The organism is Chryseobacterium sp. HR92, assembly GCF_045689405.1.
Lineage (GTDB): Bacteria > Bacteroidota > Bacteroidia > Flavobacteriales > Weeksellaceae > Chryseobacterium > Chryseobacterium viscerum_A.
Map to the genome: position 1 here is coordinate 1,333,824 of NZ_CP139139.1, position 18,722 is coordinate 1,352,545.

Below are 18,722 nucleotides of genomic sequence, written 5' to 3' on the forward strand. Positions count from 1 at the left end.
TATAATCTGAATATATTGAAACTACCATTTTTTGGTAGTTTTTTTATGTTTTTGAAATAAATAGCTTAAAATACATGTTTTTGTTTAAAAAATAAGGGTGCCCACTGGCGGTTTTAAAGATAAAAATAATTCACTTTATGGTACTGGAATCTTTGTTATATCTTTGCAAACGAATAATTTATATGTAGGAGAACAACAATTCAGAGTAACTTGAGTATTAATTTTAAACACGCCTTATCCCCAAAATACATTTACATTACCGCATTATCTGCCTGCCTTATTGCAGTGGCAGCATTTGCCGTTTTGAGCCTTTTGATCACAGAAGACAGCCGTAAAAACACTGATGATTTTGCAAAGAAAACCTTCTTCCGTAAATATGAATCCATAGAACATGAATTCAGGAATATTGAAGATTATCAATATCTGCTTCGCGCATTGATTCAGAAAGACGGACTGAAGAATTATAAAGATTATTCTTTGGTTTTAAATGATTTAAACAAAAAAAGAAATCTGCTGCCTTACAGCTGGTATTATTACGAAAATACGGCTTCAGGAAAAACAGAAAGTAATAATCCTTTATCTGGTATTTTCAGACAGACAGAACATAAAGAGAATTTTATTAGTTTAAAAAATAACGGTTCCGGACATTTCAGGGATCTTTTGATTACCAAAAAAGACAGTATGTATTGGGTGAGTTATGATTCTCTGGTGCTGCCTGATAAAAACAAACTGTATTATGGTTCTACCGTAAGCCTGGATGATCTCCATCGGTACTTTATTAATGTAGACAAAAGTTCCAATACTTACGCGTACGTCTTTACAAAAGAAGGAATTTGTATTACCCATCCGGAGAAAAAATATATCGGAAAGAATATTTTCGAGTTTACAGATATTAAGGCGAAAGATACACTGTCCAGCAGAACTGAAGCCGGATACACCAAAGGAACGGCGGTCTCAGAATATCTTGGTGTTGAGGTAACACGCTTCATAAAACCATTAAAGACAGACAATTTTGACGGATATACAGTCGTAAATCACGTGAATTTTATCATCGATGAAAATATTGACAAAATAAAAACTTATACCGTTTATATTTTTCTGGCAGCTCTGTTTCTTATTGTAACGGTCTTTATCTTATTCCAGAGAGCAACCAATCTTGCTTATCAGGAAAAAGAAAAAATACAGTCTGAAAAGAATTTATTGTTAATAGAGAACGAAAAGATGCATAAAGCAGAAGTAATTAACCAGCTTCAGCAGCTTAAAAACAATATCAATCCTCATTTTCTTTTCAATTCACTGAACTCTCTTTATATGCTGATCGGGATCAATAAAGAAAATGCCCAGAAGTTTACCATGAACCTCTCTAAGATTTACAGGTATCTTATAATTCCCCCTAAAGATAATATTGTTCCGGTTTCGCAGGAAATCAAATTTATACAGCAGTATATGGAACTTCTGAAAAGCAGGTTTGATGAAGAGATGAAGTTTGAACTGATTATTAATGCTCCGGAAAGTCTGGAAAAAAGAATTCCGTATTTATCCCTTCAGATTGTAACGGAAAATGCCATCAAACATAATATTGCAACGATAGATCAGCCTCTGGAAATTATCATTATTGTGGATGAGGAGGGTATCACTGTAAAGAATACCTGGCAGCCAAAAAGTGAACCGGTGCAGGGTGAGAAATTCGGAATTGATTATTTGAATCAAATTTATGAGTATTTTAAAAATAATCTTCTTCATATTTCTGTAGACGGTGAATATTTCATATGTTTTTTGCCTTTATTGAAGTGAAAATAAAAATCCATTCACTCCCGAAAAATCACCATTCACTCCCTAATATTATATATATGATTCGCGATACCTATAGCTTTGCTTACTGAAACTAAGATATTTACTATTTGGAATGAATCGGACTATTTTAATGAAGAATTACAGACTTGCGCTGTATCTCGGTCTTGCTATGGCTTCACCAATGGCAATAGCACAAAAAAAAGATAAAGATACGGTAAAGGTCAACAAAGAAAAAACAGATAAGACAGAGACATCCTCGTCAAAAAAAACAAAAAAAATTGAAGACCTGATCAAAAAAGGAACCTATAAAAAGGGACTTTTTAATACTATTCAGTTAAAGACGGATATTTATTTTGAAATTCCAGACAGCTTGATGGGACGTCAGTTTTTGGTGGTCAACAAGCTATCTCAGGTGCCAATGCAGGTGAATGAAGCAGGTTTGAACAAAGGAATGAATTATGAAAATAAGGTCATTTCCTTTCACCGTGACCCTGTAGCTAAAAAGGTATGGGTGAAAACTGTGGTTCCTAAAGTGTCTTCACCAAAAAATGATGCTATTACAAAATCTGTAAAAGACAACTTTTCAGAATCTGTAATTGAAGTCTTTGATATTGAGGCGCAAAACAGTGATTCTACAGCAGTAGCAATTAAAGTTAATAAAGTTTTTGATGGGAATCAGAAGAGCTTTAATGATGTATTGGCTAATGTAGGATTAGGAGGATCTGTGAAATCAAGCCTTTCTTATATAGAAGGTGTGAAAACTTTTCCTAAGAACCTTGTGGTGAAGTCTCAATTGTCTACTTCTGTAAATGAAGGAGGTGTAGATCTGCCGGTAACTCTTGGTGTTACCACGAATCTTGTGCTTCTTTCTAAAATACCGATGAAACCAAGAGTTGCGGATTCAAGAGTAGGATTTTTCTCCGAAAAGCACTGGTCGTTTAATGATAACCAGCAGAAAATGGATGAAAAGTTTTTCATTACCAAATGGAATCTTGAACCCAAAGATGAAGATAAAGAAAAATATTTAAGAGGTGAGCTGGTAGAGCCTAAGAAGCCTATTGTTTATTATATAGACCCGGCAACACCAAAACAATGGCGTGAGAAAATCATTGCCGGAGTACATGACTGGCAGGCGGCGTTTGAGCAGGCAGGATTCAAAAATGCAGTGATTGCGAAAATGCCGGACGAAAAAGATGAAGATTTTGATATTGATGATGTAAGATATTCTGTGATTACTTACGCCGCTTCGCCAAAGTCAAATGCAATGGGACCATCAGTAGTAGACCCGAGAAGTGGTGAAATTATCGAAGCAGATATCATCTGGTGGCATAATGTAATGACTTCTCTTCATGACTGGATGAGAATTCAGACAGGACCTATAGACCCGAAAGCAAGAGGAAATAAATTCAGTGATGAACATATGGGTGAAGCCATCCGTTTTGTTTCATCGCATGAAGTAGGGCATACTTTCGGATTGAAGCACAATATGGGAGCATCCTTTGCATTCCCTGTAGAGTCGCTTCGTTCCAAAGAATTTACAGACAAAATGGGTGGTACAGCACCTTCCATTATGGATTATGCACGTTACAATTACGTTGCTCAGCCGGAAGATGGTGTTACAGCCATCACTCCGAAAATTGGTCTTTACGATAAATATGCCATAGACTGGGGTTACCGTTGGTATCCGGATGAATTTGTTGAGAAAAGAGCGCTGAGAAATTTAATTGAAAAGCATCAGGACGATCCGATGTATTTCTATGGCGAGCAGCAGAGCTACCTGGAAACTATCGATCCTCGTTCTCAGTCTGAAGATTTGGGAGATGATGCCATGAAAGCCAGCGAATATGGGATGAAAAACCTTAAAGTGGTTGTCAACAATCTTTTAAAGTGGACGTATGAAGATGGTAAAGAGTATACGGATACCGGAAAACTTTATATGGGAGCTATCGGACAATGGGACCTGTACACAGGTCATGTGATGGCGAATGTGGGAGGAATTTACCTGAACAACACTGTTTTTGGCAACAAGAAGAAAGCTTACGAAGCAGTTCCTGAAGAAATTCAGAGAAGAGCAGTTGATTATCTGGTTAAAAACGCGATCAACCTTCCGGAGTGGTTATTCTTTAATCCGATTACAGAAAAAACGTATCCGGTTAAAGATTCACCAATGGGGCCATTTGAGCAGACACCATATACCATGGCAAGAGGAATGCAGTATGCAAATATCTATTCTCTGTTTATGGATGACAGACTGTTGAGATTGCTTGAAAATGAGCTGAAGCATCAGATGTCTGGTTCTAAAGAAGAGATCTATACCGTTGAAAAATTATTTGATCAGGTAAGAACTCCTATTTTCAGTAAAAAAGGAAGCCTTACGATGCTTGAGAAAATGACTCAGAAAAATTATGTGGATGCCCTGATTGTTTCTGTGAATAAATTATTTGAAAAAACAGCAGTGAAAGGGTTGAAAGCAGATGATACTCTGAATATCCCAACCATCTGTAATTTCCATGAAGAGGATCACGGTTTGAGGAATATCAATTATTCATCTATGAAGAGAGTATCTGAAGTTACCACTTACAAAAGGGCAGAACTTCAGAAGGTTCTGGACTTACTGAACAGAACAAGGTACAGAGGCGATGATGCTTCCAGAGCACATTACACAGATTTAATTATTCGTATACAAGAGGCTTTAAACAAATAAACGGCAATGAAAAAAACTCTAATACTTTTACCTCTTTTGGCTGCTAATATAGCAATGGCCCAGCAAAAGAAAACCATCACCGGGAAAATAGAAGATGGAAATACCTCTCATGTGATTACCGGTGCATCTATAAAAATCGAGACACAGTCGGTCTCTACAAAAACAGAACTAGAAGGAATTATCGAAAGTGTATCAGTAGGTACAGTGACCGATAAGGACGGGAAATTTATATTAGAAATCCCTGCTGATACAAAAACTGTATTGGTAAGTTACCCAGGTTATGAATCCAGAGTCATTCAGCTTAATGAAGGACAGACTAACTATACAATAAGACTAACTTCTGAAGTTTCAGATAAAAATAAAATCCAGGAAGTAATCATCACCGGTTACCAGAAAATTGAAAAGCGTAAGCAGACCTCAGCGGTTTCTACAGTAAAAATGGACAACATCAGCCAGGCTGGTGTTGCCAGTGTAGATCAGATGCTGGCAGGGCAAATTGCTGGTGTGGCAGTAACTCCCGAAACCGGTGCCCCTGGTAGTCCGGCGAAGATCAGAATCAGGGGTACAGCTTCTCTTTCCGGTCCTCAGGATCCGTTATGGGTAATTGACGGTCTTCCGTTAGAAGGAAATGATGTTCCGAACTTTACCGATAAAGACAATATTGACCAGCTTCAAAACTTCTCTATTGCAGGTTTGAATCCTAATGATATTGAAGATATTACCATCCTTAAAGATGCTGCTGCAACAGCCATTTATGGAGCAAGAGCAGCAAACGGGGTAATTTCCATTACCACAAAAAAAGGAAAGAAAGGAAGTTTAAAACTGAACTTTTCGGCAGATACTTTCGTGACATCCCGTCCTGATTTTGATAAGCTGAATCTTTTAAATGCCTCTGAAAAAGTAGACCTGGAACTGATGCTTGCCAAGCGCGCTGACCTTACTTACCGCGCAGATAAAGGAGAAGTGATGAGAATCCTGACTCAGAATAGCCAGCTTGATGCTTTCAGAAACGGAGGTTTTGATGCACTGAATTCATTCACACGCCAACAAATCAATGGCCTAAGAAGCAACAATACAGACTGGGGAAAACTGTTGTACAGAAATGCCATCAACAAACAATATGGATTAAGCGTTTCTGGCGGAAGTGACCGTGCAGATTACTATTTCTCCCTGGGATATTATGATGAAGAAGGAACAACTATCGGTACAGGTTTTAAACGTTATAACCTGACTTTAAAAAACAATTATAAATTAAGCGATAAGTTAAATGCAGGAATCTCTATTTTCGGAACACAAAGTGAACGTACATCTTTTGTAACAGATGCTGATGCTTCAATAAACCCTATCAATTATTCAAGAAATGCCAATCCTTACATGAAGCCTTTCAATGCAGATGGAAGCTATAATTATGATAAAGATATAGACGGTTTTGAAGATTTATATGTTCCTTTCAATTTCCTTGAAGAAAGAGAAAATACCAGCTATACGCTGAAAAATAACTCTCTGAAAGCAATTTTAGACTTAGAATACAAAGCTTCAAAAAGTTTAAGATTTACCTCTCAGCTAGGTATCCAGTATGATGCTAATAAAACGGAGAAATTTGCAGGGGAGAACACCTATTTCACCAGAAAAATGAGACAAGGTACCCGTTACTATAAAGATGGTAAATTCAATTACTTCCTGCCTGCAGGAGCTGTAAAACAAAACTGGGATAATGATTTCTTCCAATACAACTGGAAATTACAGGCGGCGTACAGTACGAAAATCAATTCAAAACACGAAATTGATTTGATGGCAGGAACAGAAATCCGTAAAACAGAGGATAATACTACCGTTACCAGAGCTTTTGGATATGACCCGACTTCAAGAAGAGGTACGGCAATTGTTTTCCCGAATTCAGATTTTGCAACAGATAAAAAATATGAAACATATCGTGAAAACCCACCGGTAGAGAATGCTTATGCTTCCATGTTTGCTACGGCGTCTTATACTTACGATCAGAAATATACCTTCTTCGGAAGTGTAAGGTATGATGGGACCAACCTTTTTGGGGTAAATAAAAAGTATAAATACCTTCCTATATGGGCAATTTCAGGATCATGGCTGGTAACGAAGGAAGATTTTATGAAAAATATTTCTGCAGTATCTAACCTTAGATTGAGAGCATCTTATGGTCTTCAAGGAAATATCGACAGAAATACTTCACCATTCTTTATTGGAGAATATAATGATGCAACAATTCTTCCGGGAGTAAAAGAAGGTGTTATTACAGTAATAAGCCCTCCGAATGATAAACTGAGATGGGAAAAAACTACCAATACTAACGTTGGTCTTGATTTAGGATTATTCAATAACCGTGTTAGCCTTACCGCTGATGTCTACAGCAGAAAAGGTACAGATATGATCAGTATGAAAGAAACCCCTCTTGAAACCGGATTCGAGTATACGATGATGAACTGGGGAAGTTTGACTAACAAAGGTTTTGAACTGGCATTGTCTACCAGAAACATCAATCACGATAATTTTAAATGGACTACCACCATCAACTTTGCTCACAACAAGAGTAGGGTATTGAGTGAGCAGCCTCGTGACAACGCTTTCCTTCCTTCCAGAGAAGGTCTTCCTGTGAATGCTGTTTTTGCTTTAAAAACGGCAGGAATGGATGAACATGGAAACCCATTGTTCTGGAAAGGAGATCAGAAGATTTCAGCTGCAGAATTCTTTAAATTATATGATGTGTATGCTGATTTCCTTCCAGGGCAGCTTGTAGATACAAAGCTTTCAAGTGCTGAGCTGAGAAGCCTGTTTACCTATGTAGGAGACAGAGATCCGAAATTTACCGGAGGTATTATCAACACCTTTAAGGTACATGATTTCGATCTTACCATCTCTGCAACATTCAATCTGAAGCAGACGGTAATGAGAACACCTTCTTACCGAGGTATGGATCTGGATAGAGGAAGAAACTATACAAGAGATATCTATGAAGCAGGTGGTTCGCTTCCAGGGATCACAAGTCCTGATATGGAGGCTAATCCGGGTGGATGGATGGCAAATAAGTGGTTTGCCGGAAATAGTTCCAATGCATACAGTTTACTTGATGTATGGGCAAAAGAAATCAGCTACATAAGAATCAGTAGTATTCGTTTAGGGTATACACTGCCTAAAGAATTTACAAACCCTATGGGGATTTCCAGTCTGAGACTAAGTGTTGAAGGACGTAACCTGTTTGTATTCAGTAACGGATATAACGGATACTTTGATCCGGAGACATATGGTAATATTTATGCACAACCTATCACCAAGTCGGTGACCGTAGGATTTAATGTTTCTTTTTAAACTTAAGAAAATGAGAAAAATTACAACAATTATAGCCCTTGCAGCAATCTGCTTAACCAATATTGGATGTGACAGGTTTTTAGATATTCAGCCTGAAGGCAAAGTTATTCCTGTTACCACCGAAGATTACCGACAAGTACTTACATCAGCCTATTCAAAATATCCCGTTCACAAATCTCTGGTAGCATTTCGTACCGATGAGTTGAATATTGATGACAATGGAGTAGATTTTGTTTCTTATCGAGAAATGGCAATGTGGAAAGATTCGAATAATGATCCCACATCTGCAGAATTTCCTTGGGTAAGATTCTATTCCGTTAATTTCTACGTGAACCAGATTATTAATGAAGGAAGCAAAACGATGAAGGATTCTCCAGAGAAGAATCAGATTTTAGCAGAAGCCTATGCTTTGCGTGCTTACCTGTATTTTGATTTGGTGAATTTATATGGAAAACCTTATAACAATGCTACAGCTTCTGCGGACAGAGGAGTTCCCATCAATCTTGAAATTGATCTTGAGGAGGTATTGAAACCATCTTCAGTACAGGAGGTGTATGATCAGATTCATGCAGATATTAAAAAAGCAGAAGGTCTGATGGTAGAACAAACGCAGGCATTAGGAGCTAATTACAGATTTTCAAAAACAGCATTGCTGGCTTTCGAGGCAAGAACAGCTTTGTATGAAGGAGATTGGAATAATGCGTTGAATTATGCAAATCAGGTACTGACAGTAAAAGGAGATTTAAGTAATTTAAATACGGTAAATACGGTGCCTAATCATTATGCTTCCCCGGAATCAATTATGGCTTTGGATAACCCATGGGATAATTCTATAAAGAACTTATCTTTCGTGTCTCCTGAACTTATTTCTTCATACAATAGTACTACAGATAAAAGGTTTGGCATGTATTTTGAAAAAAATGGAAGTAAGTATAAAGTTATTAAAGGAGGAAGCTTAGAATTCAAAGTGTCTTTCAGAACGGCAGAGCAGTACTTTATAAAATCTGAAGCATTGTTAAAGTTGAATAAGCTGGCTGAAGCTAAAGAAACACTTCTTAAAGTAATGAAGAACAGATATACTCCGGACGGATATACTTCAGTTCAAAATGCAGTGAGCTCAATGGATTCTGCAGCATTTATGAACTTTATCCTGGATGAAAGATTCAGAGAATTTGCTTTGGAAGGACAAAGATGGTTCGATTTAAGAAGAGCAAATCAGAAAAAGATAAGCCATACAATCAATGGCAAAGAGTATATTCTTCAGCAGAATGATCCGCGATATACCATTGAATATCCAATGAGTGCGAAGAAGAATAACCCTAATTTATAAAACTTCATATCAAATTCAATACAGATGAAACCGCTTGAACTTAATTGTTTTAGCGGTTTTTTTGTACTTTTGCACCGTTATGAAAATTGCCATTATAGAAGATGAACTGCTGGCTGTGAATTATCTGAAAAACCTTTTAGATACACAAAGCATTGTCCCTGTTACAGAGACTGTTATTCTTCGTTCCAAAAAACAGGCAATTGATTTTTTTGAGAAAGATTCTGCAGATCTTATTTTTATGGATATCCACCTTGGTGACGGGATGAGCCTGGAAATCTTTGAACAGGTGGAACTTTTCACTCCGATTATTTTCATTACCGCGTTTGACGAATATGCCATCAGAGTCTTCAGACATTTCACAATTGATTACCTTCTGAAGCCTTTTGAAGAAGAGGATTTGCATAAAGCTTTACAGAAATTTATCTCCATAAGAAACAATTTTGATCCTGAACCGGTGCTCAAATCAATTTCCTCATTAAGGCAGGCAGAAGGTGAGGTGATGAAACGTTTTATGGTAAGAGAAGGGAATAAACTCAAATCAATAGATGAGCATAACACGGCTTATTTTTTTGCATCCGGGAAATACCTTTTCCTTACTACAAAAGATCATCAGACCTATATTTATGATGATACCATTAAAGATATTATCCAGAAGCTGAATTCTGAAATTTTCTTTAAAATAAACCGTAAGTTTATCATTAATAAGGAAGCTGTTACTGAAATTATCAAACATTCCAGTCAGAAAGTAGAACTTAAGCTTTCTCCGGAACCGGAAGTGAATGCTGAGGTTTTTATCAGTAAAATGCAGATTGCTGAATGCCTGAACTGGCTGAACAGGTAATTGGTTTTTAGTTGGAGAAACGAATAATCATTATGGTAACGAATATTCATTTTGAAGATGAATTTGAAAAAAAAGAAGCTGCCCGAAAATTCGGACAACTTCTTAGAAAAAGGAGAAAAAATTATTATAGGTTAAACGGTACAATTTTTATAAAACAGATTAAATGAAAAAACAATTATTAGACTTAGATGTGTTTATAGGAACTATGTCATAGAATGTGATTTATATTTTTTCAAATAAAATTATTTTTTGTGAATTAATTCCTTTTAATTATTTTCTTTGAAATAACATCTCCCTGACTATTTTTGAAAGTAATTATATATACTCCCAAATTCAGTCTTGAAGCATCTATTTGAACGTTACCTTTTTTAAGATTTCCGGTTGATAAAATGTAACCTTCCATATTGAGCAAGCTATAAGATGTATTTTCTGTTGCAGTTACCTCGATGCTATTTTTGACTACGGTTGAAGGGATCTCTACAAAAGATTTTTTTTCTTTCTGAATATCGTTCGTTCGTAAAACTACATTAGGATCATACCTATAGGTAAATGTTACCGGAATACCATATTCATTATTTAAATCATCTACCAGATAATACTTCACTACATAATCAATTGGGAATGTTCCCGATCCTGTATCTGAGTTCCACATGGTGTATCCACTGGAGACTTCAGAGTTACCTCCTATAGTTATTGGTGGTTTTGAATTACCAGGGTATACCGAATTTTTTGATACAAAAGGTAAGCAGGTCGTAAGGTAGCAGAATTGGAAACTGCTTCCGTTTGCATTGACGATGTCCATGATTTTTATCCGGACATTTACTGGAGATGCAGATGTATTTTTAATTTTATAATGTAGATTGGCTGGAATTTCATCCGTTGTATTGTAGGTAATAATTTGTCCGTTAGTTATCGGACTTCCATCTTCTTTCGCTAAAGCGAGTTGTGCCTTCCCGTAAAAAGACAAAAGCATAAATACAATGACTGTTAAGTTAAGTGTTTTCATAAATTTTATTTTATAAATCCGGGAAAATTCATCTTGAATTTTCCCGAACTCTTGAGATTATTACTTTATTATTAATTTCTTAGTCTTTGGTTCGGAACCTTTTTCCTGGATAGAAACCATATAAGCTCCTTTTATCAGGCTCTGTATAGAAATTTCTGTGTTTGGTTCAACTCCGGATCTTTCAATAACAACTCTTCCGCTGGTATCAAAAATTTTAAGATCTACCTTTCCTTTTGCCTGTACTTTAATGAAGTCTTTTGCCGGATTAGGGTATATGCTAAGATCATTGGCTGTAATATGGGCAGTATTTGTACCTAATGTACCATTGAGAGCAAATGGACCTGCGGCATTTACTATTTCACCGGTTGTAGCATCCAGAAGCAGTACTACTGCTTTCATATTGGCTATATTATATTCAACGGGAATATCAGCTGTAAATGTGTAATTGGCTGTTTGCCCATCAGTAATGACTGTTGGTATTGAGCCTGCCTGTCCTGTATATCCTCCCAATAGCATTCTTCCCACATGATCATAAGCCATTTGTGCTGCAGGTATTAAACTGGGTTTGGTTTCAAAACCTCCCATTGGGCCCATTCCTCCTCCTGCATAATAATTATGCTGATCATAACCAGATATGGTGCCTTTTACATCATTTTCTACCATAACTACAGCAAATCTGAAATTGGCATTAGCGAAATTTGATCTGAAAATAGCTGAAGTATTTAGCGTAAGTGTTCTTCCTGATAAGGTAGAAGTTGCACTCAAAGCAGCTGGGGTTATCAGAGTTTTTCTTTCATTGATAATTGGTGAAAAATCAGCGTTAGGCGGAACTTCCTTGCCTAATAAGCTTCTATCCACATTTAAACCAGGAAATCCTGAGAAATTTGCACCTGTATCGTATTCGGCCAATTTCATAGGGTCACCGTTATGCACTGTTATTCCTATAAAATCGTTTGGTAAGTTGATTTCAGCATTATGCATTGCAACGACACCTCTTGGGCAGTAACCGCACCATGTTCCTGTTCCTTCTTCAATAACTACCTTTTTTGGTGAATTCTGGCTTACAGAATTGAATTTAGTTGCAAGTGTATTGTCTGCAGGAGTGGCATCGGGAGATCCATTTACCTCCATTATAGAAACAGTAAGATTTTTCTCTATTGTTGTAGGATAGTTTACTGCAATGGTATGAGTTATTGTTTTCTCCTGTCCTGTGGCTAATGGAGAAGCTAACGGTATTGTAGAAATATGGTCTGCTGTCCCGTCATTCCAGTTAACCTTGATATTGTTAACACTCTGTGTTCCATTATTTTTTACAGTTGCCTTAATTGAGTAATTCGTATTTACTAATCCATAACGTTCTATGGCGATTTTTTTTAGAGCAATATCATTATCTGGAAGGGTTTTTACATTAACATTATCTATCATAACATAATAATGATCAGTACAGTCATAGTGTCTGAAAGAAACATAAACCTGCTGCCCAATGTAAGGAGCCAGATTGATTATTCTGTTTTGAAGACCTCCGATGGCAACTGTTTCTGTATAAACTGGAGTAGAAGAAGTAATGGTTCCTGAAACATTGGAAGTTGTAACATACACAGAATACTTTTCAGCTGGGTCATTGGAATTTGTTAACAGATCATAACTGAGAACAGTATTGGCCGAAGCAGTGCTTAAATTAATTAAAGGTGAAGTGATCAGGTTATTTGGGGTAAGAGCCTGGTTGGATTTGTATGAATAAGAAACCAAAGACCCTGTACCAAGGTTCACATTTATGCCTGAGGCATTTAAATTGGCCCACTGATTACCATCTCCGTCAATATCAGTACTGGTCCATCCGTTCATACCGGCAGTATTAAAATCTTGACTGTAAAAAGTCTGTGAATAATGTATTCCAAATAGAAGAATACTCATAGTGATTAAAATTTTTTTCATTGTTGTTAAGTTTTAATGTGTTAAATAATATTATAAGAATTCATAATTGTTTGTTGTTCCTGGTTTTTCCTCTCTTACATTAAGGACGCTGCCGTTTCCATCCATTACCATGATGATGATTTTTAGATTATTACGATTGAAGTCTGATGGAATTGAATATTGGAAAGCCCTTGAATATTCATTTGAAATTACAGTTTGAGTGTCCGGGATATTTTCTCCCGCCACTGAAGAGGTCAGTTTATTTCTTAAAACATTGTGATGAACATAGTCATATATGGTAGGAGATCCCAGAGCAGGGACGTAGTTTTTTTGTTTGCCTATAAGATTATCCTCAGCAATAAATGCAGCAATTTTAAGGCCCGTAAAGTTTTGAGTGAAAGAAATGTGAGCATTGATATCCAAAGTATTGCCAGTTATGGTTGAGCTCATTCTGATCCCTATTTTACTGGATGCTTTAAGCTGAGCTAAAGGAAGTGACATGTCTGTATAATTCTCAGTATCCGGCCATATAATATTTCGGTTAATGAACATGGTGGGCCATCCCAGATCTGCACCTGTAACACTTTTGAACGTTTCCAGCTCAGTACTGGTTGCATTAGACCATGGATCTTGTCCGCCGGGGCCATGTACTCCTAAAAATACAAATCCATCATCAGTCTGGTTTTTTAAATTTTTTAACCTGGCTCCGGCACGTGTACAGTTTCCACACCATACTCCTGTGAAGTCTTCATATAAAATTCTGTGTTTGAAACTTGTGCCATCACTGATAATCGCATTGACGGAAATAGGGTTTACAGGAAGATCCTTGTATTGAGCGCTAATGCTATAGACTCCTTTTTCTGTGGGGGTGTATAAATTTCCTTGTATCAGTTGCTTATTTACAAAGATTTGGCTCTCTGCAGTAATATCATTATTGAGGTTATCTTTTATCTTGAATGTAAAAGTTTTTCCTAATAATTTTTCATTGCCTCCCTCAGAAGAGATAGTAAGATAAGTTGCGGTAGTGTTTCCCTCATCACTCTCGGCTCCTTTGCAGGAAAAAAGAAGAAGAATCAGAGTGTAAATCACCATTGTTGGAAATAATAACTTCTTTTTCATTTTTTTATTAAATATTTAATTAATTTGAATAATACTGTAGAATTTTTTAATGATATCTCTAAAATATGTGTATAATTTATTTTCATTTTAATAACAAAATGGCATAAATAATGATAATTCCATTACAAAAATACTAAATTATTTGTAATTTGTTAAAGAAATTATATATTTGTAGTAAATAAATCATAACTATGTTGAAATTAATTTTATCTGGGTCTTTAATTTTTATTTTGAGTTTTTGTTATGCTCAGGAAGTCCCGAACGTGTCAATCAGTACCTTAAATGGTGAAAAACTCAATGTTTCAAAAATCGATTCGTCAGAGCCTGTAGTGATGAGTTTTTGGGCAACGTGGTGTCTGCCCTGTATGGAGGAACTCACTACAATTAATGAGAAGTATGAGGGCTGGCAGAAAGAAAATAAGTTTACCCTGTTTGCCGTTTCTACAGATGATGCCCGTACTGTTTCAAAAGTAAAAACGGTTGTGAAAAGCAAAGGGTGGCCATATACTATTCTGCTTGACACCAATCAAACTCTAAAAAGAGCATTGAACATTAACAGTGTGCCACATGTAATTATTATTCATAAAGGAAAAATTGTTTATTCACATATAGGTTATTCTGCGGGTGACGAAGATGAATTGATTGAAAAAATTAAAGAATATAATACCATTAATTAATCATGCAGAATAAAATTAGTGGTGTAATACTCTTTTTTAGTATTAATGTATTTTGCCAGTTATCCGTAAACCTGGAGTCTAATTCGCAGTATTATATTGATGATAATAAAATAAAACTTTCTGAAACCGAAGCTTCTCAGAGGTTTCGGTCAAACAGCTATTTAAATGTTAATTACAAGCTGGATAATTTTACCTTTGGTGCACAACTTGAATCTTATGAGCCAAAAGCTTTACTCAACTACTCACCAGCTTTAAATAAAACCAATTTAGGAACCTATTTTGTCAATTATAACAACGAAAAAGCCGGAGTGGATGTTACGTTAGGACATTTTTATGAGCAATTTGGAAGTGGTTTGGCATTACGTGTATGGGAAGATAAGCAATTGGGGATCGCTAATTCATTACTGGGCGGAAAAATTAAATATACCGATCCTGATCAAATTATAACCTTAAAGGCTTTACTAGGAAAACAAAGGTTTGGCTTTAAACTTTCTGATGGGCTTATTGGGGGACTCGATGCCGAGGTAAAACTTGATTCTCTGATGAAAGTAAAAGATTTCCGTACAAGTGTTGGATTTAGTTATGTTAACAAATACGAAAACAACAAAGAGAGTCCTCAATATCCTAAAAATGTAAGCATCTATTCATCCCGGATTAAAATGGAGTATTCTAAATTTGCTTTAGAATTTGAATATCTTTATAAAACGAAGGATAATATAAAGGAGATTTCAGCATTAGATCAAAATAATCTTTTTTCAGGGAAGGCTTATCTCTTAAACCTTTCTTATGCAACCGACAGGTTTGGAATTATAGCAAGTTTGAGAAGGCTGGAAAACTTTAATTTTTATTCGCAGCGTGATCAAATCGGAAATATTTATCATAATGCAGTACTAAATTATGTTCCCGCACTTACTAAACAATATGATTATAGTCTGGCTAATATTTATGTATATCAGGCACAGCCCAGACTTGCATTTCTTCCTCAGAAAAAAGCAGGAGAAATAGGTTCTCAATTTGATATTTTCTATAAAATAAAAAAAGGAACACTCCTCGGAGGGAAGTACGGAACTGATCTGTCCCTGAATATTTCCAATTGGTATGGATTAAAAGGAACATACCGCGCATATATAAATAATATCAGGGATTATAAAACAGATTTTCTTGCATTAGGAGAAAAATATTATTCTGATCAAAGTTTAGATATAAGAACCCGTTTGAAAGATAATTGGAAGATTGCAGCTGTTTTTATTAACCAGTTTTACAATACCTACAGAACTGAAGAAACTTCAGGAGAAGTAAAAGCACAGACTGTTGTTTTAGATAATATATATAAGTTCTCTAAAAGCTCTATGAAATTAGAATTGCAGCATCAATGGGCTGATGGATACCATGGAAATTGGGCTGCAGGTCTTTTTGAATATAACTTCAACAGAAACTGGTCGTGTTTTGTGAATGATCTTTATAATTATGGCAATCCTGATAAAGAAAAGCAGATGCATTATTATACAGGAGGATTGGTTTTTAGAAAGAACAGTACCAGAATTCAGGCTTCATACGGCAGACAACGGGGAGGACTATTGTGTGTAGGAGGAGTTTGTAGGTTTGTGCCAGAAAGTGCAGGTTTTTCCTTGGGAATTAGCACAAGTTATTAAAATAACTCATACACTCTGGTTTCAATTTTTATCTGATCAGATTTGAAAGCAGACTGCTTACGAAATAACCTGGATAATTAGGATACGGTAGATGTTAACATGCATTTATCACGTATCGGATGCTCTTTTCGAGGGTTTATAAAAGACGAAAAAACAAAAATATTTTCCAAAATTTTAAAATAAAAAACATGAAATTTAGAAATTGGTTTTTATTAATTCTATTATTTTTAATGGCAGGAATCAATGCGCAGATAAAAAATCCTGTAAAATTTAAATTCACAGTTCATGATCTCGGAAATAATCAATATGAAGCAGTTCTTAATGCAGCAATGGAAAATGGATGGCATATTTACTCAAGAGATACCCCTGAAGATACCGGAATCCCAACTGAATATAAAGTTTCCGGAAAAAACATTGAATTAATTGAAAAGTTTCAGGAGGTTGGAAAGAAACACGAAGAGTTTTCTGAGGCTTTTGGAGGAACTATTATTTTCTACTCTAATGCTGCGGACTTTAAACAAAAATTCAAACTTAAAGATCCTGTAAAACCAGCTGACGTTACATCAGAGATCACTTATCAGACCTGTGATGATAGAGTTTGCCTGGCTCCTAACACTTTGGAATTTAATCAAAAAATTACTCCAAAAGGAACTATAGAAGAAGTAACCGCTGAAACAACTGCTGAAATTACCAAAGATTCTGAAAAAAGAGCGATGGCTGTTGGGCAACGCTCTGCTGAAGGTGATGTTTCAGTGGCATCAGGATCCCACTTGGACCCTAAACAATTAAAAATAGAAACATTAGACTTTAAAAACCCTATTACAGATTGTGGTACTACATCCTCAAAGGTTGATGAAAACTATTGGACTTATTTATTTTTAGGATTTATAGGTGGTTTAATAGCTCTATTAACACCGTGTGTTTTCCCTATGATTCCTTTAACCGTTTCATTTTTTACAAAAGGAAATAAAGCTAAAGGGAAAAGAGATGCACTTATTTATGGCTTTTTCATTTTATTAATATTTGTTTTATTAAGTGTTCCGTTTCATTTAATTAATGGGATTGCAGGGAATATTTTCAATGAAATTTCTACCAGTGTCTGGCTGAATATAGCCTTTTTTATCATATTTATTTTCTTTGCAGGAAGTTTCTTCGGATATTATGATATAGCATTGCCAGGCTCAATTGCTAATAAATCTTCCAAAGCTGAAGAAGCGGGAGGAATCATTGGTATTTTCTTTATGGCTTTGACTTTGGTTATTGTTTCATTTTCCTGTACCGGACCAATTTTAGGGAGTTTATTGGGAAGTGCAGTTACAGGGTCTGCCAATGTTCCGATGTTATTGACTTTTGCTTTGGGAGGCTTCGGATTGGCCTGGGCTATTATTTTTGGACTTTTGGCTTTATTTCCGCACGCTTTACAAAGTCTTCCGAAATCCGGAGGCTGGATGGGAACAGTAAAAGTTGTTTTAGGTTTCGTGGAATTAGCTTTAGCATTAAAATTTTTATCAAAAGCAGATTTGGTTTCTAAAACATTTTTCTTAAAAAGAGAATTATTTATTGTAATCTGGATCATCATCACCATTGGTCTTACTTTATATCTGTTTGGACTAATCAGATTCCCCCATGATGATAAAAAACCTAAAATATCTATTATAAGAAGGGTGCTGGGAATATTAGGTGTTGGATTTTCTATTTATTTAATGCAAGGGCTATTTCCTTCTGAGCGTCCAAAACTTCAATTATTAAGTGGAATACTTCCCTCGTTAAATGTAAGCTATTTTCACGATGAAAAAGACGGAATTCTGGGAATGCATCCTGAACATGATTTTTTCAGAGCTGCTGAGCTTGCCAAAAAAGAAAACAAACCTATTCTGATTGACTTCACAGGTTATGGTTGTGAAAACTGCAGAAAGATGGAAGAATTTGTCTGGAGTGAACCTGATATCCTTCCTATTCTTCAAAATGATGTTGTTCTTGCTTCTCTTTATGTGGATGACAAAGAAGAGCTTCCTGAAGATCAAAAAACAAAGATTGATCTTGGCGAAGGGCAAATTAAAAAAGTAAAAACTATCGGAGACCGATGGAGCTTATTCCAACAAGTCAATTTCAATAACAATTCACAACCGCATTATGTTTTGGTTACGCCGGACGGAAAGGTGTTAAATACACCGGTATCTGGTTATATGCCAAAGGAAGAGTTCAAAAAATTCCTGGAATGCGGAGTCAACTATTATAAATAAGATAAGTTTTTATTATCAGGTCAAAATGTTGAGGCCAAAAAAGATTGTCTTCACTTTGAGGGAAAATGATTTATTTTCATATAACAAAAAAACCTCTAAAATA

Annotated in this window: 11 protein-coding genes; 8 read left to right on the forward strand and 3 right to left on the reverse strand. The window is 35.9% G+C overall.

Annotation, left to right across the window (positions count from 1 at the left end; all coding sequences use genetic code 11):
- The first annotated feature begins 210 nt into the window (after positions 1 to 210).
- The 5 genes from SFA27_RS06045 to SFA27_RS06065 all read left to right on the forward strand — a co-directional run bounded on the left by SFA27_RS06045 (position 211) and on the right by SFA27_RS06065 (position 10,008).
- Positions 211 to 1,794: a histidine kinase gene (locus SFA27_RS06045; protein WP_407297027.1), complete on the forward strand. Its 1,584-nt coding sequence runs from the start codon at positions 211 to 213 to the stop codon at positions 1,792 to 1,794.
- Positions 1,795 to 1,924: 130 nt separating this feature from the next.
- Positions 1,925 to 4,498 (forward strand): zinc-dependent metalloprotease, encoded by a 2,574-nt coding sequence (locus tag SFA27_RS06050; RefSeq protein ID WP_407297029.1) that lies wholly within the window; start codon positions 1,925 to 1,927, stop codon positions 4,496 to 4,498.
- Positions 4,499 to 4,504: 6 nt separating this feature from the next.
- A complete protein-coding gene (locus tag SFA27_RS06055) occupies positions 4,505 to 7,837 on the forward strand; it encodes a SusC/RagA family TonB-linked outer membrane protein (protein ID WP_407297031.1) in 3,333 nt (1,110 codons plus the stop codon).
- Between the two features lie 10 nt (positions 7,838 to 7,847).
- The gene (locus tag SFA27_RS06060; protein ID WP_407297033.1) at positions 7,848 to 9,167 is read left to right on the forward strand and encodes a RagB/SusD family nutrient uptake outer membrane protein; all 1,320 of its coding nucleotides are present in this window, start codon (positions 7,848 to 7,850) and stop codon (positions 9,165 to 9,167) included.
- A 79-nt stretch (positions 9,168 to 9,246) separates the two neighbouring features.
- A complete protein-coding gene (locus tag SFA27_RS06065) occupies positions 9,247 to 10,008 on the forward strand; it encodes a LytR/AlgR family response regulator transcription factor (RefSeq protein WP_407297035.1) in 762 nt (253 codons plus the stop codon).
- A gap of 256 nt (positions 10,009 to 10,264) precedes the next feature.
- On the opposite strand, the gene SFA27_RS06070 is transcribed toward SFA27_RS06065, so the two are convergent.
- The 3 genes from SFA27_RS06070 to SFA27_RS06080 are packed head-to-tail and all read right to left on the reverse strand — an operon-like array spanning position 10,265 to position 14,047.
- Complete coding sequence (locus SFA27_RS06070) at positions 10,265 to 11,014, reverse strand: T9SS type A sorting domain-containing protein (RefSeq protein ID WP_407297037.1); 750 nt, start codon at positions 11,012 to 11,014, stop codon at positions 10,265 to 10,267.
- Between the two features lie 60 nt (positions 11,015 to 11,074).
- Positions 11,075 to 12,949 carry a choice-of-anchor J domain-containing protein gene (locus SFA27_RS06075; RefSeq protein WP_407297039.1) on the reverse strand — a complete coding sequence of 625 codons (1,875 nt, stop codon included), beginning with the start codon at positions 12,947 to 12,949 and terminating at the stop codon, positions 11,075 to 11,077.
- A gap of 30 nt (positions 12,950 to 12,979) precedes the next feature.
- Positions 12,980 to 14,047, reverse strand: coding sequence for an Omp28-related outer membrane protein (locus SFA27_RS06080; RefSeq protein ID WP_407297041.1), 1,068 nt, complete (start codon positions 14,045 to 14,047; stop codon positions 12,980 to 12,982).
- A gap of 191 nt (positions 14,048 to 14,238) precedes the next feature.
- Between SFA27_RS06080 and SFA27_RS06085 the strand changes: the two genes are divergently transcribed.
- The 3 genes from SFA27_RS06085 to SFA27_RS06095 all read left to right on the forward strand — a co-directional run bounded on the left by SFA27_RS06085 (position 14,239) and on the right by SFA27_RS06095 (position 18,619).
- The gene (locus tag SFA27_RS06085) at positions 14,239 to 14,724 is read left to right on the forward strand and encodes a TlpA family protein disulfide reductase (protein WP_407297043.1); all 486 of its coding nucleotides are present in this window, start codon (positions 14,239 to 14,241) and stop codon (positions 14,722 to 14,724) included.
- 2 nt (positions 14,725 to 14,726) lie between these two features.
- On the forward strand, positions 14,727 to 16,376 hold the full coding sequence (locus SFA27_RS06090) for a DUF6029 family protein (RefSeq protein ID WP_407297045.1): 1,650 nt from the start codon (positions 14,727 to 14,729) through the stop codon (positions 16,374 to 16,376).
- 188 nt (positions 16,377 to 16,564) lie between these two features.
- A complete protein-coding gene (locus SFA27_RS06095; protein WP_407297047.1) occupies positions 16,565 to 18,619 on the forward strand; it encodes a cytochrome c biogenesis protein CcdA in 2,055 nt (684 codons plus the stop codon).
- Positions 18,620 to 18,722 lie beyond the last annotated feature (103 nt).